Below are 20,076 nucleotides of genomic sequence, written 5' to 3'. Positions count from 1 at the left end.
GTGCCCCCCGTACGGAGGGCACCCCCACAGCAAGCCGGCACGCCGACGCTAGTCGACCTCGGCCACGGCCTGTGCGAACTGTGCCGCGTACAGGCGGGCGTAGGCGCCGTGCGCGTCGAGCAGTTCCTCGTGGGTGCCCTGCTCGACGATCGAGCCGTTCTCCATGACGAGGATGACGTCCGCGTCGCGGATGGTGGACAGCCGGTGCGCGATCACGAAGGACGTACGGCCGTGTGCCAGGCGGGCCATCGCCTTCTGGATCAGTACCTCGGTACGGGTGTCGACCGAGCTCGTCGCCTCGTCGAGGACCAGGATCACCGGGTCCGACAGGAACGCCCGGGCGATGGTGATCAGCTGCTTCTCGCCCGCGCTGACGCCCGCGCCCTCCTCGTCCAGCACGGTGTCGTAGCCGTCGGGCAGGGTGCGGATGAACCGGTCCGCGTGGGCGGCGCGCGCCGCTTCCTCGATCTCGGCGCGCGTGACCTCGCGGGCGGCGCCGTAGGCGATGTTCTGCGCGATGGTCCCGCCGAACAGCCAGGTGTCCTGGAGCACCATGCCGATGCCGCCGCGCAGTTCCTCGCGGGTCATCTTCGCGATGTCCACCCCGTCCAGGGCGATCTCGCCGCCCGTGACCTCGTAGAACCGCATCAGCAGGTTCACCAGCGTGGTCTTGCCGGCGCCCGTCGGGCCGACGATCGCGACCGTGTGGCCGGGCTCGACCGTCAGCGACAGGTTCTCGATCAGCGGCTTGTCCGGCTCGTAGCGGAAGGCCACCTTGTCGAGGGTGACCTGGCCGCGGATCCGCTCCGGACGCTCGGGAACCTCGGCGTCCGGCTCCTGCTCCTGCGCGTCGAGCAGCTCGTAGACCCGCTCCGCCGAGGCGACACCGGACTGCACCAGGTTCGCCATCGAGGCGACCTGCGTCAGCGGCATCGAGAACTGGCGCGAGTACTGGATGAAGGCCTGCACGTCACCGATCGACAGGCTGCCCGAGGCCACCCGCAGACCACCGACGACCGCCACCAGCACGTAGTTGATGTTCGAGATGAAGAACATCACCGGCTGCATGATCCCGCTGACCAGCTGCGCCTTGAACGAGGCCCGGTACAGCGCCTCGTTCTGCTCGGCGAAGACCGCCGCGGACTCCTTCTGCCGGCCGAACACCTTCACCAGCGTGTGGCCCGAGTACATCTCCTCGACGTGCGCGTTCAGCGCACCCGTCGACTTCCACTGCGCAACGAACTGCGGCTGCGACTTCTTGCCGATCTTCGCCGCGACGAAGACCGACACCGGGATGGTCACCAGCGCGACCAGCGCCAGCAGCGGGGAGATCCAGAACATCATCGCCAGCACGCCGACGATCGTCAGCAGCGAGTTGAGCAGCTGGCCCATCGTCTGCTGGAGCGTCTGCCCGATGTTGTCGATGTCGTTGGTGGCCCGGCTGAGCACCTCACCGCGCTTCTGCCGGTCGAAGTAGGACAGCGGCAGCCGCGACAGCTTCGCCTGCAGCTCCTCGCGCAGCCGGTACACGGTGCCGTTCATGATGTGGTTCGACAGCCGCGTCGCGACCAGCATCAGCAGGCCGGCGAGGGTGAAGACCACCAGTGCCCAGATCGCCACGACCCCGACGGCACCGAAGTCGATGCCCTCGCCGGGGGTGAAGTCGGTGCCGGACAGCATGTCCGCCATCCCGCCCTCGCCCTTGGCGCGCAGACCGTCCAGCGCCTGCTCCTTGGTGATCCCGGCCGGCATCTGCCGGCCGACGATCCCCGCGAACACCAGGTCGGTCGCCTCGCCGAGGATCTTCGGACCGACGACCGAGCAGCCGACGCTGCCGACGACGGCGACGACCATGCCCCACAACTTGACCCGGTCGTGCGCGATCTGGCTCAGCAGCCGCTTGCCCGAGCCCTTGAAATCCATGGACCGCTCGGCCGGCCCCATCATCATCCGTCCTCCGGGCCCGCTCATGCGGCCTCCGCCTCCGTCAGCTGGGAGAGCACGATCTCCCGGTAGGTCTCGTTGTCGGCCATCAGCTCGTGGTGGCGTCCCTCGCCCACGACCTGGCCCTCGTCCAGCACGATGATCCGGTCGGCGTCACGGATCGTGGAGACCCGCTGGGCGACGATGACCACCGTCGCCTCCTCCGTCTCGCGGGCGAGCGCCGCGCGCAGCGCCGCGTCCGTCGCGTAGTCGAGTGCCGAGAAGGAGTCGTCGAAGAGGTAGATCTCCGGGCGCTGCACCAGCGTGCGCGCGATGGCCAGGCGCTGGCGCTGGCCGCCGGAGACGTTCGTTCCGCCCTGGGTGATGGGCGCGTCCAGACCGCCCTCCAACTCCGACACGAAGCCCTTGGCCTGCGCCACGTCCAGCGCGTGCCACAGCTCCTCGTCGGTGGCGTCGGGACGCCCGTACCGCAGGTTGGAGGCGACGGTTCCGGAGAAGAGGTACGGCTTCTGCGGGACCATGCCGACCGTCTTGGCCAGCAGCTCCGGGTCGAGGCGGCGTACGTCCTCACCGTCGACCAGCACATCGCCGCCGGTCGCGTCGAACAGCCGCGGGACCAGGCCCAGCAGCGTGGACTTGCCGCTGCCGGTGGAGCCGATGACCGCGGTGGTCTCGCCGGGGCGGGCCACCAGGTCCACCCCGCGCAGCACCGGCGCCTCGGCGCCCGGGTAGCGGAAGTCGGCCGCGCGCAGCTCCAGCTGCCCGCGGGCGAGCAGCTTGCGCACGGGGTCGACGGGCGGGACCACGCTGGACTCGGTGTCCAGGACCTCCTGGACGCGCTCGGCGCAGACCTCGGCGCGCGGCACCATCATGAACATGAAGGTGGCCATCATCACGGACATGACGATCTGCATCAGGTAGGCGAGGAAGGCCGTCAGCTGGCCGATCTCCATGCCGCCGCTGTCGATGCGCATCGCGCCGAACCAGATGACGGCGACGCTGGAGATGTTCACGACCACGATCACGGTCGGGAACATCAGCGCGAGCAGCTTGCCGGCCGCGAGGGAGACCCCGGTCAGGTCGGCGTTGGCCTCCCGGAAGCGGTCCTTCTCGTAGTCGTCGCGGATGAAGGCGCGGATCACGCGGTTGCCGGTGATCTGCTCGCGCAGCACCCGGTTCACGGTGTCCAGGCGGACCTGCATCTTCCGGAACAGCGGCCGCGTCCGGAAGACGATCGCGCCGACCGACAGGCCGAGGACGGGGACCACGGCCAGCAGGATGCCGGACAGCTTCACGTCGAGCGAGAGCGCCATGGCGATGCCGCCGATGCACATGATCGGCGCCGAGACCATCAGCGTGAAGGTCATCAGGACCAGCATCTGGATCTGCTGCACGTCGTTCGTCGTACGCGTGATCAGCGAGGGCGCGCCGAACTGTCCGAGCTCGCGCGCGGAGAAGCTCTGCACCCGGTCGAAGACCGAGGCGCGGATGTCGCGGCCGACGGCGGCCGCGGTACGGGCGCCGAAGTACACGGCGCCGCAGTTGCACACGAGCTGGACGAGCGAGACGCCGAGCATCAGCGCGCCGAAGCGCAGGATGTAGCCGGTGTCCCCGCTGACGACACCGTTGTCGATGATGTCCGCGTTGAGCGTGGGCAGGTAGAGGCTCGCACTGGTCTGCAGCAGTTGCAGCAGGACCAGGAGGGCAATCGGTTTCCGGTACGGACCCAGATGGGTCCGCAAGAGTCGTATGAGCACGCGCAGGCTCCGGTCGGCAAGATCGAGGGGGTTCACTCCATCTTCGGCCACCGCGCGGCCGATCCCCACCGGTTTTCGCAAAGGCAGGTCAAAAGGAGTAGACCGGCCGCCGGGCCTACTCCGGCGGCAGTACGCCCCGCGCCCGAGCGGAGTGCCGGGGGCGTCGGGGCACCCCGGCCGCCCGGCCTCGCCGGACCCCCGGCCGCTCAGCCCTGGAACGCCCCGGGGTGGATCTGCTCCCGCGTCGCGATGTACTGCTGGCGCACCGCCTGCCACGCCGGGTACTCCTCGCCCGGCTCGAAGACCTGCGCCGCCGGACCCGGCCACACCGGCGGGGTGTGCGGGGCCAGCGTGCCCTGCTGCACCCCGAGCGCCCAGGCGGCCTGGCGCGCGGCGCCCAGCGCCGCGTAGTCGGCCGGCGCCGGTACGACGACCTGCGTCCCGAACAGCCCCGGAGCCGCGGCCTGTACGGCGGGCAGCTCGGCCGCCGCGCCCAGCAGGAACACCCGGCGGATCTCCACCCCGCGCGAACGCAGCACGTCGAGCGCGTCGACCAGCCCGCACAGCATGCCCTCGAACGCGGCCCGCGCCAGGTGCTCCGGCTTCATCGAGTCCCGCCGCAGCCCGGACAGGGTCCCGGCGCTGTGCGGCAGGTTCGGCGTCCGCTCACCCTCCAGGTACGGCAAGAGCACGAGGCCGTGCGCACCCGGCGTCGACTTCAGCGCGAGCGCGGACAGCCCCTCCAGATCGGTGCCCAGCAGCTCGGCGGTGCCGCGCAGCGCCCGTACGGCATTGGAGGTGTTCACCACCGGCAGGTGCATGCCGCTCGCGTCGGCCAGCGAGGTGATCAGCCCGCCCGGCTCCGACAGCGCCTCGCGGTGCACGGCCATCACCGAGCCGGAGGCGCCCAGCGAGACCACCGCGTCGCCGGGGCCGAGGCCCAGCCCGAGCGCGGCGGCCATGGTCTCCCCGGTGCCGGCGGAGATCAGCAGCCCCTCCGGTGTCATCCCGGCGGCCTCGGCCGGACCGAGCACCTCGGGCAGCAGCGCCATGTGGCCGAGCGCCAGCTCGACCAGGTCGGGGCGGTACGAGCCGGTGGCCGGCGACCAGTACCCGGTGCCCGAGGCGCCGCCCCGGTCGGTGGTCCGCCGGGCCGGCCGGCCCAGCAGCTGCCAGACCAGCCAGTCGTGCGCGGACATCAGCACGGCCACCCGGCGGGCCGCGTCCGGCTCGGTGCGGGCCAGCCAGGCCAGCTTCGCCACCGGCTGCGCGGAGTGCGGGACGGACCCGACGGCCTCGGCCCAGGCCTGCCGGCCGCCGAGCGCCTCGATCAGGTCGGCGGCGGCCACCTGCCCGCGCTTGTCGTTGCCGATCAGGGCCGGGCGTACGAGGGCGCCCTGCTGGTCCAGGGGCAGCAGCCCGTGCTGCTGCGCGGAGACGCCGATGGCCTGCACGCCTTCGAGGAGCCCGCCGCCGGCGGCCTCGCCGAGGGAGAGCAGCCAGGCCTGCGGGTCGGTCTCGTGGGGGTGGACGCCCTCGGGATCGCCCGCCGGCTGCGGATGCGGGGCGTACCCCTGGCGCAGCACGGCACCCGTGTCGGTGTCACAGACGACGATGCGAGTGAAGGCGGAAGAGCTGTCCAGCCCGGCGACTATCCCCATGCGGAGAATTCTGCCGCACGCCGGGGCGGGATCCGCCGCCCGGAGGCGCCGGATCCCGCCCGGTTCCAGCGGTTCAGGTGTTGCTGGTGCCCCATTCATCCTCGGAGCCGCCGCCGGCCCGGTCGCGCAGTCCCCGTACCCGCCCGGCCAGGGAGGACGGCATCGCGTCGCCGACCTTGTGGCTCACGGCGGCGTAGGCCTTCCCGGCGTACTCCCGGCCCGTCTGACCGGCGGTCTCGGCGGCGTTGCGCACCGCCGGGTTCTGCGCGAGCTCGCGCGCGGACTTCTTCAACTGCTCGTAACGCTCGCGCCCCGCGCGGGTTCCGAGGACGTATCCGAGGGCCAGTCCGACCACGAACGTGACCTTGTACCGCATGCCTGCCACCCTTCGTCGTGTGGTGCCCGGCCTGCTGGCGATACCGATTGGCGGAGCACCCCCCTGCTTGCGCTAATCTATGACTCGCAACGGGCGCTCGCCCCTCCAGCAAGGCCGGAGGTGGGCTGTTCGGTGCACCGCAGCAATCCCCTGTAGCTCAATTGGCAGAGCAGCCGGCTGTTAACCGGCAGGTTACTGGTTCGAGTCCAGTCGGGGGAGCGCAGTCCCCTGTAGCTCAATTGGCAGAGCAGCCGGCTGTTAACCGGCAGGTTACTGGTTCGAGTCCAGTCGGGGGAGCGTGAAAGAAGAGGACCTCACGCGGGGTCCTCTTTCTTTTTGCCCTGGTTCTGGAACCGGGCAGCCCTCAGAACGGTCTCCCTGAGCAGGCGAAGCCGATCATGCGAGGCATCCGAGGCAGGAGATCGTATGAGCGGCTATGCTGCGGCAGACGGCGCGCACACATGTACGCGCCACGCCGTGAAGGGGCGGTAGCTCAGCCGGTTAGAGCAGCGGACTCATAATCCGTCGGCCGTGGGTTCGAGTCCCACCCGCCCCACCGCGAGCCGCAGGCGAAGAAACGTTCTCGCTTGCGGCTTTGGCGTGTTCGGGGCCTGTCGTGGCCGCAGGCGAGCCGATCTCGTTCCGGTGTTCCGGCAGCGCCGCACCCTTTCTCTTCCAGCCCGGTGGCCGTCTCCTTGTGGTGCGCCCAGTGCCCGGTCGCGTACGCGTGGCGATCACCACGGGAAGGGCAGATCATGGGACTGCCGGTAGGTCCGGTCGGCGTCATCCGCGGCTCTGCCGGGGAACGGCCCAGGAGACGAGGCGAGCACCTGCCTCCGCCAGACGCGCGAGCAAGTCCCGGACCGCGCTGGAGAACGAGAACAGGTGATCACTCATGTGCCGATGGCTCGCGTACTCGGGAACGCCTCTCCTGCTCGACACCATCCTCTACAAGCCCGCGCACTCGCTGATCGACCAGAGCCTGCACTCCAAACTGGGTGTGGAGACGACGAACGGCGACGGCTTCGGCGTCGGGTGGTACACGGAGGACGGCGGCGCTCCCGCGGTCCTCCGGGACGTGGGACCCGCCTGGAACAACCGCAACCTGCGGGAAATCGCGGACCACGTCCGCTCCCCCCTGTTCTTCGCCCATATCCGGGCGTCGACCGGAACGGCGGTGCAGCAGACGAACTGCCACCCCTTCCGGCACGGCCGCTGGCTGTGGATGCACAACGGGTCCATCGCCGACTTCCACCTCATACGGCGCGAACTCGCCCTGCTCGTCGACCCCGCGCTGTTCAACGACATCGAAGGCACGACGGACTCCGAGATGATGTTCTACCTCGCGGTCACCTTCGGCCTGGACCAGGACGCGCCCGGCGCCGTCGCGCGGATGGCGGGGGTCGTGGAACGCGTCGGCCGGGAGCACGGGGTCGAGTTCCCGCTCCAGATGACGGTCGCCGTGACCGACGGCGTGAGCGTCTGGGCCTTCCGCTACTCCAGCAAGAGCGAATCCCGGTCGTTGTTCTACAGCAGCCGTGTGGACACCCTGCGCACACTGCACCCCGACATGGAGTTCTTGCAGGAGGTGTCCGACGAGACCCGCCTCATCGTGTCCGAACCCCTCGGCGACTTGCCCGGCGCCTGGAACGAGGTGCCCGAGAGCAGCTACGGCGTCGTGCGGCCGGGAGCGGACGCGATGTTCCCCTTCGTCCCACAAGCGGCCTGACGCCACGACCTGACGCCACGACCGACGCCTGTGCCCGCAGTCGATAGGAGACCGGCCATGAAGGAGTCGTTGTTCAACCTGGCAGTGGACTACCCACTGCTGAACATGTTCTGGACCATGATGCTGATCTTCATCTGGGTGCTCTGGTTCATGCTGCTCTTCCGGATCATCGGCGACATCTTCCGCGACGACGACTTGAGCGGCTGGGCGAAGACGGGATGGATGATCTTCGTCATCATCGTGCCCTTCCTGGGCGTGTTCGTGTACGTGATCGCCCGCGGGCGCGGGATGGGCGAACGCGAGCTGCGGCGGGCCCAGCGCAACGAGGAGGAGTTCCGCTCCTACGTACAGAGCGCCGCGGGCGCGAGCCAGTCGGAGGAACTGGCCCGGCTCGCCGAGCTGAGGGACCGGGGCGACATCTCGGCCGCCGAGTTCGAGCAGGCCAAGGCCAAGGTCCTGGCGCCGTAAGCGGGAGCGGCGGAGCGGGCGTACGGCGGTTGCGCCGGCCGCCGTACGCCCGCTCCACCGTCAGGGGCTGGGGCTGGGGCTGGGGCCGGGGCCGGGGCCGGGGCAGGCGGCGGCCGGGTCGTCGTGGACGAGCGCGCAGACCATCTGCGCGCCGCGCCCGTGATCGGGGTACGCCGTGAGCAGCTCGGCCTTGAAGTCGTTCCACTGGCGGGTGATCTCGGCGGTCGCCCCCGCCGTCGCGTGGCCGAAGTTGTCGCCCGTCTTGGAGCGGTCGGACGCGGCGGTGTCCTTGTTCAGGACCCGGTTGTGGGCGACGCGGCCGGCGCAGTCGGCCGGTTTGACGCCGGTGGAATCGATGTCGGTGTAGCAGCCGGTGGCGAGGTCCGCGGGGACGTGCTCGCGCGCCTCCTGGGTCCAGGCGGCGTCCTTCATGGCGCTGTAGCGGCGGATCTCGAGGAACGGAGCGGGGCCCGTGCGTTGCAGGCCGGGCGGGTTGCCGAGGCCGATCGGGCCGGGGGCGGCCCGGTCGCTCCAGTTGGAGTGCGCGTAGAAGTCCTCGATCTGGTGCCAGCCGCGGCCGAGCTGTTCGAGCACGGTGCATTTGGCCCGCCCGGGCTTCCCGTCCCACGCGCAGGGGGAGGACAGGTCGCTCTGGTCGGCGCGCACCTTGCCGTCGGCGCCGACGAGGCCGTCCGCTGCCCGGACCGCGTTGCGGAAGCGGGTGACGGAGGTGCGGATGCAAGCGAGGAGCTCGGTGGTGGCCTCGTCCCGGGTGCGGGGGTAGTCGGGGGCGTAGTGGGGGCCGAGGTAGTCGGCGTTGTCGCAGTGCAGGGGGCCGACGTCGAAGTAGGGGCGGTGGTCGTTGGCGTTGATCGCCCCGTCGCGGGCGTCGGCCATCGCCGTCAGCGTGATCGGCTCCCACGGCAGTGCGGCCCGGGTGATGCCCTCGTGGTTGTCACCGGTGAAGGCATGGGCGGAGCCGCTCGGCACGGCGGCGAGGGCGGCCGCCAGGACGGCCGCGACGGCTACGGAGGCGGTCCGGGGCGGGCCGGGCGGCGGGCGGTGGGGCATACGGGCCTCCAGGCGTACGGGCCTCCAGGCGTACGGGCGTACGGGCCCGGGGTCCGGGCCCGGGGTCCGGGGTCCGACGGGCACGGAGCCCGGTGATCGCCCCGGTCCCGGCGGCCGTGCTTCCATGCTGCGCGCCCGGCCCGGCCCCCGCACGCGCGCGGCCGCCCCCGCACGCGGGCAGCGGCTACGGCTCCGGCGAGCGCGGCTGGACCGACGGGATCCGCTGGGTGAAGAACAGGGCGATGAGCGCGGCCAGGGCCAGGATGGCCAGCGCCGCGCGCAGGCCGTCGAGCCTGGCGTCCGCGTTCGCGTCCATTGCCGCCTGGGACAGCTCCGGGCTCACGCCGGCTTCGTCGAGGGCCGTCCCCAGCTGGGCGTCGGACAGGAACGGCGCGCCGCTCTGGAGCCGGACGGTCGCCTGGCTCGTGACGCTGTCCGGAACCGCCGGATTCGCCTCGACGCTGGTCAGGAAGGACGACGTGAGCGCGGCGATCATGATCGATCCGGCGAGGGCGGTACCGATCGAGGCGCCGAGGTTGGTGACGGCGTTCTGTACGCCGCCGACTTCCGCACTCTGCGCCTGCGGCACCGCGGACACGGTGACCGATCCGAGCTGGGACGCCAGCGCTCCCATGCCGAGCCCGATCAGCAGGAGGGGGACGGTGACGACTTCGGCGCCGGCGTCCGCGTCGAGCGCGGCCATCAGCACCACCGCTCCCGCGAGCAGAGCGAAGATCCCGAGCCGCACCACCCGCCGGGGCGAGACGTCCGGGAGGAAGCGCGGGATCAGGGTCGCGGCCGCCAGCAGGCTCACCGAGAGCGGCAGGAGGCGGACACCGGTCTCCAGCGCCGACAGGCCCAGGGCGACGGACAGGTAGAGCGGGACGACGAAGAACACGCCCATCTGCACGAGGTACTGGAAGAAGAACATCGTCAGGCCGCCGGTGAGCTGCTTGTTCTGCAGCATGCCGGGATCGACGAGGGGATCCCGGCCCCGCTTGACGACCTTGGCCTCCCAGCGGAGGAAGAGCCAGAGCAGCGCCAGGCCCGCCAGCATCAGCCACGTCGTCAGGGACACACCGAGCCACGCGGGCGCGTCGGGCTTCGGGCGGAACCAGCCCCATTCGTCGGACCGGAGCACGCCGTAGACGAAGGTCCCGAGCCCGAGCGCGGAGAGGACGGCGCCCGTGAAGTCGATGCTCCGGCGCTCCCCGGGCGGGGCGTCCGCGACGCGGCGCGCGAGCAGGAGGATCGCGAGCACCACCACGACCTCCCCGGCGAAGACCCACCGCCAGGAGAAGTACGTCGTCGCGATGCCGCCGATGAGCGGCCCGACCGCGATCGCGATCGCCCCTGCCGCGACGACGAGTCCGTAGGCGGCGGGGCGGCGTTCGACGGCGAAGTTGCCGGCGACGAGCGCGACGATCGCGGGCAGGATGAGGGACGCCCCGATCCCCTCCAGGAACGCCCAGCCCAGCAGCAGCACGGGCAGGTTCGGTGCGAGCGCCGTGGTGAGGGAGCCGGCCCCGTAGATGCAGCAGCCGATCATGAACGCGCGTCTGCGGCCGATCAGCGCCCCGACCTTGCCGCCCGGGATCATGAACATCGCCATGACGAGGGTGTAGGCCGTGATCGCACCCTGGATGCCCGTCACGGTCGTACCGACGTCCTCGGCGACGGTGGCGATGGAGACGTTCATGACGGAGCTGTCGAGCGCCATCAGGAACTGACCGGACGCGAGCGTCACCAGGACGGTTCGCGACTTCGCCGAACTCTCGGCCGTGCCTGCCCGGGATGACATGGACGCATGCTTCCAGCCGCCCGTGGGCCGCCCGGGCCGACCCGCCGCGCCGTCAGCCGGATGGGGGCGGCGCCCGGGCGGGCACCGTACCGGACCGGCGGCCGTCCCACCGGTCCTCCTGCGGGCCGCAGGTGCAGCGCCCAAGCGACTGCACCTGCGGCGTCGGCGTCGGCGTCGGCGTCCGCGCGGGGGACCTCCGCCGCCGGCCCGCCGGCTAGAAGTTCTCCGTCTCGTCCGCCAAGTGGCGCAGTACGTCGTTCAGGTCCTGGCGGCGGGCGAAGGCCGCGCGTTGGCGGTGGGCGCCGGAACCGTCGCGCAAAAGGCCTCCCAGGGTCTTGGCCGCGTGGTCGAGTTCGCCCGACGCCGCGAGTTCCGGGGCGACCAGGTCCAGCAGCGCCTCCGCCAGGTCCGCCGCCGGGATCTCCACTCCCGTGTAAGGGTCGAGGCCGAAGCCCTCCAGTCCGTCGTGGGCCGCCCGCCAGCGCGAGAGGTGCAGTACGTCCTCCCGCAGCGCCGGTTCGGGACGCTGTTCCGCGATGTCCCGCAGGACCGTCGCCACCAGGGCGCGGACCAGCTCGGCCTGGAGGATCGCCGTGTCGATGTCCGGGGACATGTCGGGCGCCCGGATCTCGAGCGTCGGCCAGTGCCCGGACGGGCGCAGGTCCCAATAGACCATCTTCGTGTCCAGGGCCGCTCCCGAGCCGAGCAGGGTCTGCACCGAGCGCCGGAAGTGGGCCGTGGACGTGAAGTGCGGGGGCAGCCCGGCCGAGGGCCAGCCCGACCAGGCCATCGCCCGCCAGCTGGCGTGACCCGTGTCACGGCCGCCCCAGAACGGCGAGTTGGCGGCCAGCGCGATCAGCGTGGGCAGCCATGGTCTGACCCGGTTCGACACGGCCACCGCCGTGTCCACGTCGAGGGTGCCGATGTGGATGTGCCGGCCGCAGCTGACCAGGGTGTCGGTCAGCGCGCCGAAGCGGCGGTGCTGCTCGCGCTGGCGCGGCTCGTCGTCGGTCAGGTGCAGCGGCCCCTCCACGGCCACGACCGGCGTGGGCGCGGCCAGCAGCCGGCAGCCGTGGGCGCGGGCCGCCCGGGCGAGGGTGCGCCGCAGCGTGGCGAGCTCCGCGCGCAGCGCGGTCGCCGAATCGGCGACGGGGGTGGAGATCTCCACCTGGTAGCGGGTGCCCTCGGGGTGCACTTCGTGGGGCAGGCCCGCGGCGGTGGCCAGGACGAGCGGGGCGGCCGGGACCACCCGGAAGGTACGGGAGTCGACGAGGAGGAACTCCTCCTCGACACCTACGGTCAGCGGGGCTGTGAGAGGGGTCGCGTGGACTCCGTTGTCCGCGCTGCCGGTGCTCGTGGTGCTGTTGCCAGGTTCGATCACTACGCCTCCCTGGACATACGAGTCTTTTCATCATGAGCTGAACGGCAGGGGAGGAGCGCACGTCGATTCAGTCAAATGTCGGGTGATGGTGGCGGGTTACCGGCAAGGACCGACCCGGTCTGAGGCCGCGGATCCGGGTGGGGCGACTGGTGCGCGTGCGGGAACGGGCCGGGACGCCGAGGGGCCGTAACGCGGAAGAGCCGGAACGCCGAGGGGCCGGAACGCGGAGGGGCCGGGAGACGGACGAGCCGGGAGACGGACGGGCCGGAACGCCGAGGGCCTCCGGCCCGTTAATGCCTGGGGCCGCCGAACGCCCGCTGGTTATCATCCGCTGTGACCGGTACGAGCACCCCCACGCCCACCCCCGCCCGACGCCCGACGCGAATATTCGCGGACCTGACCCCGCTGCGCACGTCCCCGGACTACCGGCGGCTGTGGGTCGGCGGCACCATCTCCTGGATGGGCCAGGCGATGACCGCCCTCGCGATCTCGCTCCAGGTCTACGACATCACCGGCTCCAGCTTCTCGGTCGGGCTCGTCGGACTCTTCTCCCTCGTCCCGCTCGTCGTCTTCGGCCTCTACGGCGGGGCCATCGCCGACACCGTCGACCGGCGCAAGCTCGGCCTGTACAGCTCCCTCGGCCTGACCGCCCTGTCGATCGCGCTGGCCGGCGCCGCACTCCTCGACTACCACCGGGTCTGGCTGCTGTACACGGTCGTCGCGCTCCAGGCGGTCTGCGGCGCCCTCAACGGACCCGCCCGCTCCGCGATGATCCCGAGGCTGCTGCCCACCGAACAGCTGCCCGCCGCCAACGCGCTGAACTCGGTGACGATGACCTCCGGGACGATGATCGGCCCGGTGCTCGGCGGGCTCATCGTCGGCTGGTGGGGCTACCAGGCCGCGTACCTGATCGACGCCGTCACCTTCTGCGCCGCGCTCTACGCGGTGTGGCGGCTGCCCGCGATGCTGCCCGAGCGGGAGGGCGGCAAGCGGGGGCGGGCCTCCGTACTGGACGGACTGCGCTTCCTCGGCACCCGGCCGAACATCCGGATGACCTTCTTCTCCGACATGGCCGCCATGGTGCTGGCCCAGCCGAAGGCGCTGTTCCCGGCCATCGCCGTGCTCTGGTACGGCGGAGACGCCAAGACCGTCGGCCTGCTGGTGGCCGCGCCCGCCGTCGGGGCGCTGCTGGGCGGGCTGTTCTCCGGCTGGCAGGGCCGGATCCGCCGGCACGGGCTGGCGATCCTGATCTCCGTGGCTGCCTGGGGGCTGGCCATCGCCGTCTTCGGGCTCACCCGGAACCTGTGGCTCGGGCTGTTCTTCCTGGCCCTGGCGGGCTGCGCCGACACCATCTCCATGGTGTTCCGCTCCACGATGATGCAGGCCGCGACGCCGGACGAGATGCGCGGGCGCCTGCAAGGCGTGTTCATCGTGGTCGTCGCGGGCGGGCCCCGGCTCGGTGACTTCCTCGCCGGGACCACCGCGGACCTGACCTCCCCGGCCGTGGCGATCACGGGCGGCGGGCTCGGGTGCGTGCTGGTGCTGCTCCTGCTGGCCCTGCGCTGGCGCGGGTTCGCCCGCTACGACGCGAGGTCGCCGCAGGCGTGATCCGTGGCCCGCGGCCGGCGGCCCGCCCGGCGCCGGGCGCGCCGTCCAAGCCGGCGCGGCAGGTGACGCGGCTGTACGCGGTGGACGTGCGCCTGCGGCAGCGGCGACGGTAGGTCCGGTCCGGTCGGTCCGACGCGTCCGGCCCGGCCGCCGCCGCGCGGAGTCCGCCCGTCCGGGTTCTACGCCGGTTCCAGGAGTACCGCCGGGAGCGTGCCGCCCACGATCTCCTCCCGGGGCAGCGAGAGGCCGAAGTGGCGCTCCAGCACGCCGAGGGCGGTGCGGTGGACGTCCCGGTCGTCCGCTTCCCCGTCCGCGCCCTCGTCCGCCGGGAGGCCCGCGGCGGTCAGCTCGGCCTGCACGCGCGAGGCCGTCTCGGGGTCGCCGTCGACGCCGTCATAGCCCCAGGAACCGTCCAGGTGCAGGTTGAAGGAACTGAGGCGGACCCCGTCGCGGGTGTACGCGAACTGCGGCGGGACCGGCTTGCCGTTCTCCTCCTCGAACTCCAGGCGGCAGACGTCCACGCCGCCGCGGGAGATCGGCGACTCGTCCTCGAACTCGCCCATCCAGCCCCCGTACGCGACCGTGTACGACCAGTCGCCGCACCGGCCGTGGCGCAGGCCGATGCCTTCGTACTGGCTCCCGAACGAGTCGGTGATGAGCTCGACGAGCTCGTCTCCGGTGAGGTTCCCGACCGGTACGGCCGTGTGCTCGGGGCCGTACACGGTCTCCGTGAGCCGTCCGACGAGCTCCTCCGGGGTGAGCCCGCGCGCCATGACCACGCTGTAGCCGCCGAAGGCGATCGACCGGGGTTCCGCCAGCCAGGTTATTCCGTCCGTCATGACGGACATTCTGGCCGGAGCCTGTGACAACGCCGGGGATCCGGGTCAGGCGGGGCCGACCACGCCCCGCGCGACGCCCAGGGCGACCAGGTCCTGCGGTCGGATGCGGAGTTGGTCCGCCGTCGACGGGGCCTCGGAGGCGGGGCGCTTGAGGATGGCGGCCGCCAGTTCGGGGGCGATCACCGAGAAGTAGCTGTCCGGGGTGACCCAGGTGTTGCCCGGCGCGGCCAGCGCGAGGGCTCCGCCCGAACCCCCCTCGCCGATCAGGAGGGTGGTCACCGGGACCGCGGCCGCCGCGACCGCCGCGAAGGTGTCCGCGATGGCGGCTCCCGCTCCGGCGTGTTCCGCGGCGGCGTCGTTGGCCGCGCCGGGTGTGTCCACCAGGGTGAGCACGGGGATCCCGAGGCGGTCCGCGAGGCGGATCACGCGGGCCGCCGTACGGTATCCGGCCGGGCGGGTGGCGGTGCCGCACTGGGCGGCGTACGCGACGGCCCTTCCCTGACGCAGCCCGAACCCGCACAGCATCCCGGGATCCGTGCCGCCCGCCCGGTCCCCGGAGAGGGGCAGGCGGAGCGCGAAGTACGCGTCCAGGTACGCCTCGGCGCGCGGCCGGCCGGGGTGGCGGGCCTGCCGTACGGCGTCCCAGCCGGTCCGCGGGGGCAGACCGCCGGGTACGCCGCCCAGTGCGGCCGGGGGCTCGACGGGTTCGGGGGAGCGGGGCGCGGCCAGGACGCGCAGCCAGTCGGCGAGGGCCGCGGGCAGTTCGGCGGGCGGGACGACGGCGTCCACGTGCCCGGCGGCGTACTGGCCCTCGGCGGTGTACGCCGCCGGGTCCGCGTCCGCCGGCCGCACCCGGGAGCCCGCGAAGCCGACCTGCGCACCCGGGAGCGCGAGCACGACGTCCGCCCCGGCGCCGAGGGTGGCCCAGCCGCCGCCGGTGGTGGGATCGCGGAGCACGGCGATCTGCGGGAGCCCGGCGGCCCGGGTCAGGACGGACTGGCGGGCCACGCGCTGGAGCTGGGTCAGTGCGAGCATGCCCTCCTGCATGCGGGAGCCGCCGGTGGCGATCAGCGAGACGAGGGGGAGGCGGTGTTCGCGAGCGTACGTGTACGCGGCTTCGAGCCGGTCTCCGGTGCGCTCGCCGAGGGAACCGCCGAGGAAGCCGAACTCGAAGGAGATCACGGCGGCTTGGCGGCCGCCGACGAGGGCGGTTCCGGTGACGACGGACTCCTGTTCGCCGGTCCGTGCGGTGGCGCGGGCGCGGGAGTCGTCGTAGCCGGCCCAGGTGAGGGGCCCGTCCGGGGCGGACGCCCGCTGCGGGACGGGGAGTTCGGCGAAGCTGCCGGGGTCGGTCACGGAGGCGATGGCCGCGCGGGCCGAGAGGCGGGTCGTCGTCACGGCATCACCCTATGGGCCGTCTAGGGCAACGGAAAGGCGAGCTTGAGGGCGTAGGCGGCGACGAGGCCGTAGCCGAGGCGGAAGGTCCAGGTGCGGGCGCCGGGGGAGATCCGGCGGCCGGCGGCGGCGCCGATCGCGACGAGGGTCTGCTGCCAGAGGAGGGACGCGGCGGCGACGCCGGCCAGGAAGGCGGCGGCGGTGGTGGGGGTGGTGAGGGTGGAGGCCTGGGCGGTGGTGAGCGCGGCGAAGTAGAGGGCGGTGGTGGGGTTCACGGCGGTGAGGGCGACGTACCGCCCGAAGGCCGCGCGGGCCGTGGCCGGGTGCCGGGCCCCGCCCGCGGGGACGTCCCCGACGCTCGGGCCGGCTGCCGCGTGCCCGGAGCCGGCTCCGCCCCCGGACCCCCGCGCTCCGGACGCGGGAGGGGCCGGAAGGTCCGCCGGCGGAGCCGAGACGGCGGGGCCGTGTCCCGGCTTCGCCGCCGCCGCCGACGCCGACGCCGACAACGGCGACGGCGACGGCGACGGCTCGGGCGCCGGAAGTGCGCGGCTGCGGTAGAGGGCGTGGGCGGCTATCGACAGCAGCACGGTCGCCGACAGCAGGCGGATCCACGCCTCCATCGGGGTCACGTGGGAGGCCACCCAGGGGCCCAGGGCCGTGGCCAGGGCCGCGTAGGCGAGGTCCACCGTCGCGATGCCCGCCGCCGCGGCCATCGCCGTGCGGCGGTGGCGTATCGCCTCCTGGAGCAGCAGCACGCTCATGGCACCCATCGGCATCGCCACGCCCAGGCCCGCGACCGCCCCCGACAGCGCCGGGGAGAGAAATCCGTTCATGGCGACGAGGGTGGACGCAAGGGCATCGGGTGCAGCGGCGCTTATCGGACCCGGCTGCGAGAATCGCGGCATGGACCGCCTCGACAGGGAAATCCTCGGCATCTTGCAGCAGGATGCGCGGATCTCGTACCGCGACCTCGGCGTCCGCGTCGGGCTCAGTGCCAACGCCACCGCCGACCGGGTGCGCCGGATGCGGCGGGACGGGGTGATCCGCGGGTTCACCGTCATCGTGGATCCGGCCGCCGACACCCGCGGCGGGCTGGTGGTCTTCATCGACCTGAGCCTGCGGCAGGACACCACCAACGAGGAGTTCGAGGAGCGGGTCGTCACGCTTCCCGGGATCACCGAGGTCGTGCACGTGACGGGGGAGTACGACTACCTCGTACGGGCCCGGGCCGCCGATCCCGCCGCGCTCGACGCGCTGCTGCGCCGGCTCAAGCGCGAGGCCGGCGTGGCGCAGTCCAGTACGCGGATCGCCCTCAAGGGCGCCCACGGGCCGGCGACGACGTAGGGCTGGGCCGGGGGCTGGGCCGGGCTAGAGCGCCGACTCCCAGTTCAGCGTCGTGCCCCGGGTCCCCGACTCCGTGCGGCCGTCGTCCGTGACCGCCAGGCGGACGCGGGTCGGGGTCGCGGCCACCGTGACCTCGATCGACGTGGTCTGCGAGCGGCGGTGGGCCGCGGCCAGGGCTCCGCGCAGGGCGGAGAGGAGGTCGCCCGCCACCGGCTCGGGGAGCAGTGCGTCCACCGCGCCCGTGAAGTGGACCGACGGCTGGAAGCCCAGCAGGACCGCCGCCCCGCCCGTCTCCCGCAGGACCCGGCCGCGGAACGTCGTCGGGGCGTCGCTCGGCGGCTGCTGGAGGGCGAAGATGGCGGTGCGGACCTCCTGGATGGTGGAGTCGAGCTCGTCCACCGCCCGGCCGAGTTCGTCGCCGACGGTGTCCCCGGCCGGCGCGGCCGCCGACCGCTTCTTCGTGCTCTCCAGCATCATCTCCGTCGCGAACAGCCGCTGGACCACCAGATCGTGCAGGTCCCGTGCGATCCGGTCGCGGTCCTCGTAGATCGCCAGCTGCTCGCGGTCGTGCTGCGCGTCCGCGAGTACGAGGGCCAGCGCGGCCTGGGAGGCGAACTGCGAGGCCAGCAGCCGGTCCACGGCGTCGTACGGGCGCCCGCCGCGGGCGCGCGGCAGGGCCAGGGTGCCGATCAGCTGGCCGCCGCTCTGGAGCGGCAGCATCATGCTCGGGCCGAATCGTTCCCGCACGTGCGTGGTCATCCGGGGGTCCGTCGCCGAGTCCTCTATGAAGACCGGTTCGCCGCCCAGGAGCTGGACCAGGACCGGTGAGCCGGGGGCGATCGCCGTCCCGACCAGGTCGCCGGGGTCCCCGTGCGTGGAGGCCGCCACGATCTCCATGCCGCCCTCCGGGGTCGGCTGGAGGACCACCCCGGCCGCCGCGTCCGCGAGCAGCCGGGCCCGTTCGGCCACGCACATCAGCGCGTCGGCGGCCGGGCGGCCGGCCAGCAGGGTCGTGGTGACCGCGGCGGCGCCCTCGATCCAGCGCTCCCGGCGGCGCGCCGTCTCGTACAGCCGGGCGTTGCCGATCGCTATCCCCGCCTGGGAGGCCAGGACCCGTGCCAGCGCGAGGTCCTCGTCCGTGAACGGGCCGCCGCCCCGCTTCTCGGTGAGGTAGAGGTTGCCGAAGACCTCCGTGTGGACCCGGATGGGGACGCCCAGGAAGCTGTGCATGACGGGATGGCCCGGCGGGAACCCCGCCGAGCGCGGGTCCTCGGACAGGTCCTCCAGCATCAGCGGGCGCGGATCGGTGATCAGCGCTCCGATCAGGCCCGTACGCCCGTCGGGCAGCCGGGGGATCGCGGCGCGCTCCGCCTCGCCGAGTCCGGCCGTGTACAGCTCGGTCAGCCGGAGGCGCTCGGGGTCGATGACCCCGAGCGCTCCGTACCGGGCCTCGCACAGCTCGGTCGCCGAGTCCACGATGTGCTGGAGGGTGGCCCGCAGCTCCAGTTCGGAGCCGACGCTGAGCACCGCCTCCAGGAGTACGGGCAGACTGGCCCGTTCCGCGGGATCGGCCGGCTCGGGCGCCGCGTTCGTCATTCGGCCAGCGGGTTGAGGACCATCGGGGCGATCTTCCCTTCGAGCATCATGCCGAGACCGAGCACGGCGCACACGTCCGGCCGTTCCGCGATGGCGACGGGCATGCCGGTGGCGTCGCGCAGCATCTGGTCCAGGCCCGGCAGCAGGGCGCTGCCTCCCACCATCATGATCCCCCGGTCCGTCAGATCGGCGACCAGGTCCGGCGGGCAGTCCCGGAGGACCTTGCCGATGCCGTCGAGTACGGCGGTCAGCGGGGTGTGGATGGCGTCCCGGACGGCGGCGGTGTCCACGTGGACGGAGCGGGCCAGTCCGGTGGCCACGTCGCGGCCGTGGATGAGGGTGGAGGCGGGGCCCCCTCCGGTGATGCCGTTGCCGTGCAGGGCCACCTGGAGCGGCCGGACGGCCTGGCTGGGCAGCATCAGCTCGTGCGCGTGGCGCAGGTGCTGGACGACGGCGTGGTCGATGGCCTCGCCGCCGACCGGGATCCGCTGGGCGGTGACGATCGAGCCGAGGGAGAGGACGGCGACCTGCGTGGCGGCGGCTCCGCACACCATGATCATCGTCGCGGTCGGCTGCTCCACGGGCAGGCCGCAGCCGACGGCCGCCGCGATCAGGGTGTCGACGAGTTCGACGCGGCGGGCACCGAGCCCGACCATCGTCTCGACGGCGGCCCGCTGCGCGAGCGGGTCGGCGTCGTGCGGGGTGCAGGCGGCGGCCCGCAGCCGGGGCTTGCGGCGCAGGGCGCGGCGCAGCTTCTCGCCGAGCAGGTGGCGCAGCATCCGCTGGGCCATCTCGATGTCGACGACGGTGCCTCCGGAGACGGGGCGGACGACGCGGATGTAGTCGGGCGTGCGGCCGGTCATCCGTTCGGCGAAGGTCCCGACCGCGATGAGCGCGCCGGTGCGGGTGTTGACGGCGGCGACGCTGGGCTCGTCGACCACCAGGCCGGCGCCCTTGACGTACACGCGGGTCCTGGCTGCTCCCAGGTCGACGGCGACGTGGCAGCGGCGCAACTGCTCAAGACTGACGGTCACGGCAGATCCTCCCGAGAGCGCTGGCGCAAGAGTCCGGCGACTGCCGGTTGCATTTCATATCTTCTCGGGCGA

At 72.6% G+C, this 20,076-nt stretch carries 16 protein-coding genes and 3 tRNA genes; 7 read left to right on the top strand and 12 right to left on the bottom strand.

The features are described 5' to 3' along the window. Positions 1-48: 48 nt before the first annotated feature. The 4 genes from ADK52_RS04435 to ADK52_RS04420 form a co-directional block, all read right to left on the bottom strand. A complete protein-coding gene (locus ADK52_RS04435; protein ID WP_053688458.1) occupies positions 49-1,971 on the bottom strand; it encodes an ABC transporter ATP-binding protein in 1,923 nt (640 codons plus the stop codon). Then, on the bottom strand, positions 1,968-3,701 hold the full coding sequence (locus tag ADK52_RS04430) for an ABC transporter ATP-binding protein (RefSeq protein WP_053688500.1): 1,734 nt from the start codon (positions 3,699-3,701) through the stop codon (positions 1,968-1,970). The genes ADK52_RS04435 and ADK52_RS04430 overlap by 4 nt, the downstream gene beginning before the upstream one ends. Positions 3,702-3,907: 206 nt before the next feature. Beyond that, positions 3,908-5,362: an FGGY family carbohydrate kinase gene (locus tag ADK52_RS04425; protein ID WP_053688457.1), complete on the bottom strand. Its 1,455-nt coding sequence runs from the start codon at positions 5,360-5,362 to the stop codon at positions 3,908-3,910. A gap of 73 nt (positions 5,363-5,435) precedes the next feature. Next, the gene (locus tag ADK52_RS04420; RefSeq protein WP_053688456.1) at positions 5,436-5,738 is read right to left on the bottom strand and encodes a hypothetical protein; all 303 of its coding nucleotides are present in this window, start codon (positions 5,736-5,738) and stop codon (positions 5,436-5,438) included. Between the two features lie 146 nt (positions 5,739-5,884). On the opposite strand from ADK52_RS04420, the gene ADK52_RS04415 reads away from it, so the two are divergent. The 5 genes from ADK52_RS04415 to ADK52_RS41110 all read left to right on the top strand — a co-directional run bounded on the left by ADK52_RS04415 (position 5,885) and on the right by ADK52_RS41110 (position 7,935). Then, positions 5,885-5,957: transfer RNA gene (locus tag ADK52_RS04415), tRNA-Asn, on the top strand. Between the two features lie 5 nt (positions 5,958-5,962). Then, positions 5,963-6,035, top strand: a tRNA-Asn gene (locus ADK52_RS04410). Positions 6,036-6,220: 185 nt separating this feature from the next. Then, positions 6,221-6,294 (top strand) — tRNA-Ile (locus ADK52_RS04405). Between the two features lie 339 nt (positions 6,295-6,633). Beyond that, entirely contained in the window at positions 6,634-7,467 is an 834-nt protein-coding gene (locus tag ADK52_RS04400; RefSeq protein WP_053688455.1) for a class II glutamine amidotransferase, read from the top strand. A gap of 57 nt (positions 7,468-7,524) precedes the next feature. After that, on the top strand, positions 7,525-7,935 hold the full coding sequence (locus ADK52_RS41110; RefSeq protein ID WP_053688454.1) for an SHOCT domain-containing protein: 411 nt from the start codon (positions 7,525-7,527) through the stop codon (positions 7,933-7,935). A 60-nt stretch (positions 7,936-7,995) separates the two neighbouring features. On the opposite strand, the gene ADK52_RS42150 is transcribed toward ADK52_RS41110, so the two are convergent. The 3 genes from ADK52_RS42150 to ADK52_RS04380 form a co-directional block, all read right to left on the bottom strand. Then, on the bottom strand, positions 7,996-9,006 hold the full coding sequence (locus ADK52_RS42150; RefSeq protein WP_053688453.1) for a hypothetical protein: 1,011 nt from the start codon (positions 9,004-9,006) through the stop codon (positions 7,996-7,998). 184 nt (positions 9,007-9,190) lie between these two features. After that, the gene (locus tag ADK52_RS04385) at positions 9,191-10,807 is read right to left on the bottom strand and encodes an MFS transporter (protein WP_053688452.1); all 1,617 of its coding nucleotides are present in this window, start codon (positions 10,805-10,807) and stop codon (positions 9,191-9,193) included. Positions 10,808-11,021: 214 nt separating this feature from the next. Then, positions 11,022-12,188: a carboxylate-amine ligase gene (locus ADK52_RS04380; RefSeq protein ID WP_053688451.1), complete on the bottom strand. Its 1,167-nt coding sequence runs from the start codon at positions 12,186-12,188 to the stop codon at positions 11,022-11,024. A gap of 333 nt (positions 12,189-12,521) precedes the next feature. Here ADK52_RS04380 and ADK52_RS04375 point away from each other — a divergent pair, with 333 nt between their 5' ends. Further along, on the top strand, positions 12,522-13,796 hold the full coding sequence (locus ADK52_RS04375) for an MFS transporter (RefSeq protein WP_053688450.1): 1,275 nt from the start codon (positions 12,522-12,524) through the stop codon (positions 13,794-13,796). A 179-nt stretch (positions 13,797-13,975) separates the two neighbouring features. Here ADK52_RS04375 and ADK52_RS04370 read toward each other — a convergent pair whose 3' ends face one another. Genes ADK52_RS04370 through ADK52_RS04360 form a run of 3 tightly spaced genes read right to left on the bottom strand, consistent with a single transcriptional unit; the run spans position 13,976 to position 16,863 of the window. Beyond that, the gene (locus ADK52_RS04370) at positions 13,976-14,635 is read right to left on the bottom strand and encodes a DUF6461 domain-containing protein (RefSeq protein WP_147420053.1); all 660 of its coding nucleotides are present in this window, start codon (positions 14,633-14,635) and stop codon (positions 13,976-13,978) included. A 45-nt stretch (positions 14,636-14,680) separates the two neighbouring features. After that, positions 14,681-16,033, bottom strand: coding sequence for a carboxyl transferase domain-containing protein (locus ADK52_RS04365; protein WP_053688448.1), 1,353 nt, complete (start codon positions 16,031-16,033; stop codon positions 14,681-14,683). Positions 16,034-16,053: 20 nt separating this feature from the next. Continuing rightward, positions 16,054-16,863 (bottom strand): LysE family transporter, encoded by an 810-nt coding sequence (locus ADK52_RS04360; RefSeq protein ID WP_053688447.1) that lies wholly within the window; start codon positions 16,861-16,863, stop codon positions 16,054-16,056. 70 nt (positions 16,864-16,933) lie between these two features. Between ADK52_RS04360 and ADK52_RS04355 the strand changes: the two genes are divergently transcribed. Continuing rightward, positions 16,934-17,374, top strand: coding sequence for an Lrp/AsnC family transcriptional regulator (locus ADK52_RS04355; protein ID WP_053688446.1), 441 nt, complete (start codon positions 16,934-16,936; stop codon positions 17,372-17,374). 24 nt (positions 17,375-17,398) lie between these two features. Here the strand turns inward: ADK52_RS04355 and ADK52_RS04350 are convergent, their stop codons facing one another. Both ADK52_RS04350 and ADK52_RS04345 read right to left on the bottom strand, forming a co-directional pair. After that, positions 17,399-18,970 (bottom strand): GAF domain-containing protein, encoded by a 1,572-nt coding sequence (locus tag ADK52_RS04350; RefSeq protein ID WP_053688445.1) that lies wholly within the window; start codon positions 18,968-18,970, stop codon positions 17,399-17,401. Next, positions 18,967-20,004, bottom strand: a complete 1,038-nt coding sequence (locus ADK52_RS04345) for a rod shape-determining protein (protein WP_053688444.1) — start codon at positions 20,002-20,004, stop codon at positions 18,967-18,969. Before ADK52_RS04345 ends, ADK52_RS04350 begins: the two co-directional genes overlap by 4 nt. Positions 20,005-20,076: the final 72 nt, after the last annotated feature.

Origin of the sequence: Streptomyces sp. WM6372, from assembly GCF_001279655.1 — a bacterium.
Taxonomy (GTDB): domain Bacteria; phylum Actinomycetota; class Actinomycetes; order Streptomycetales; family Streptomycetaceae; genus Streptomyces.
This window is presented reverse-complemented; position numbering and strand designations above follow the sequence as displayed.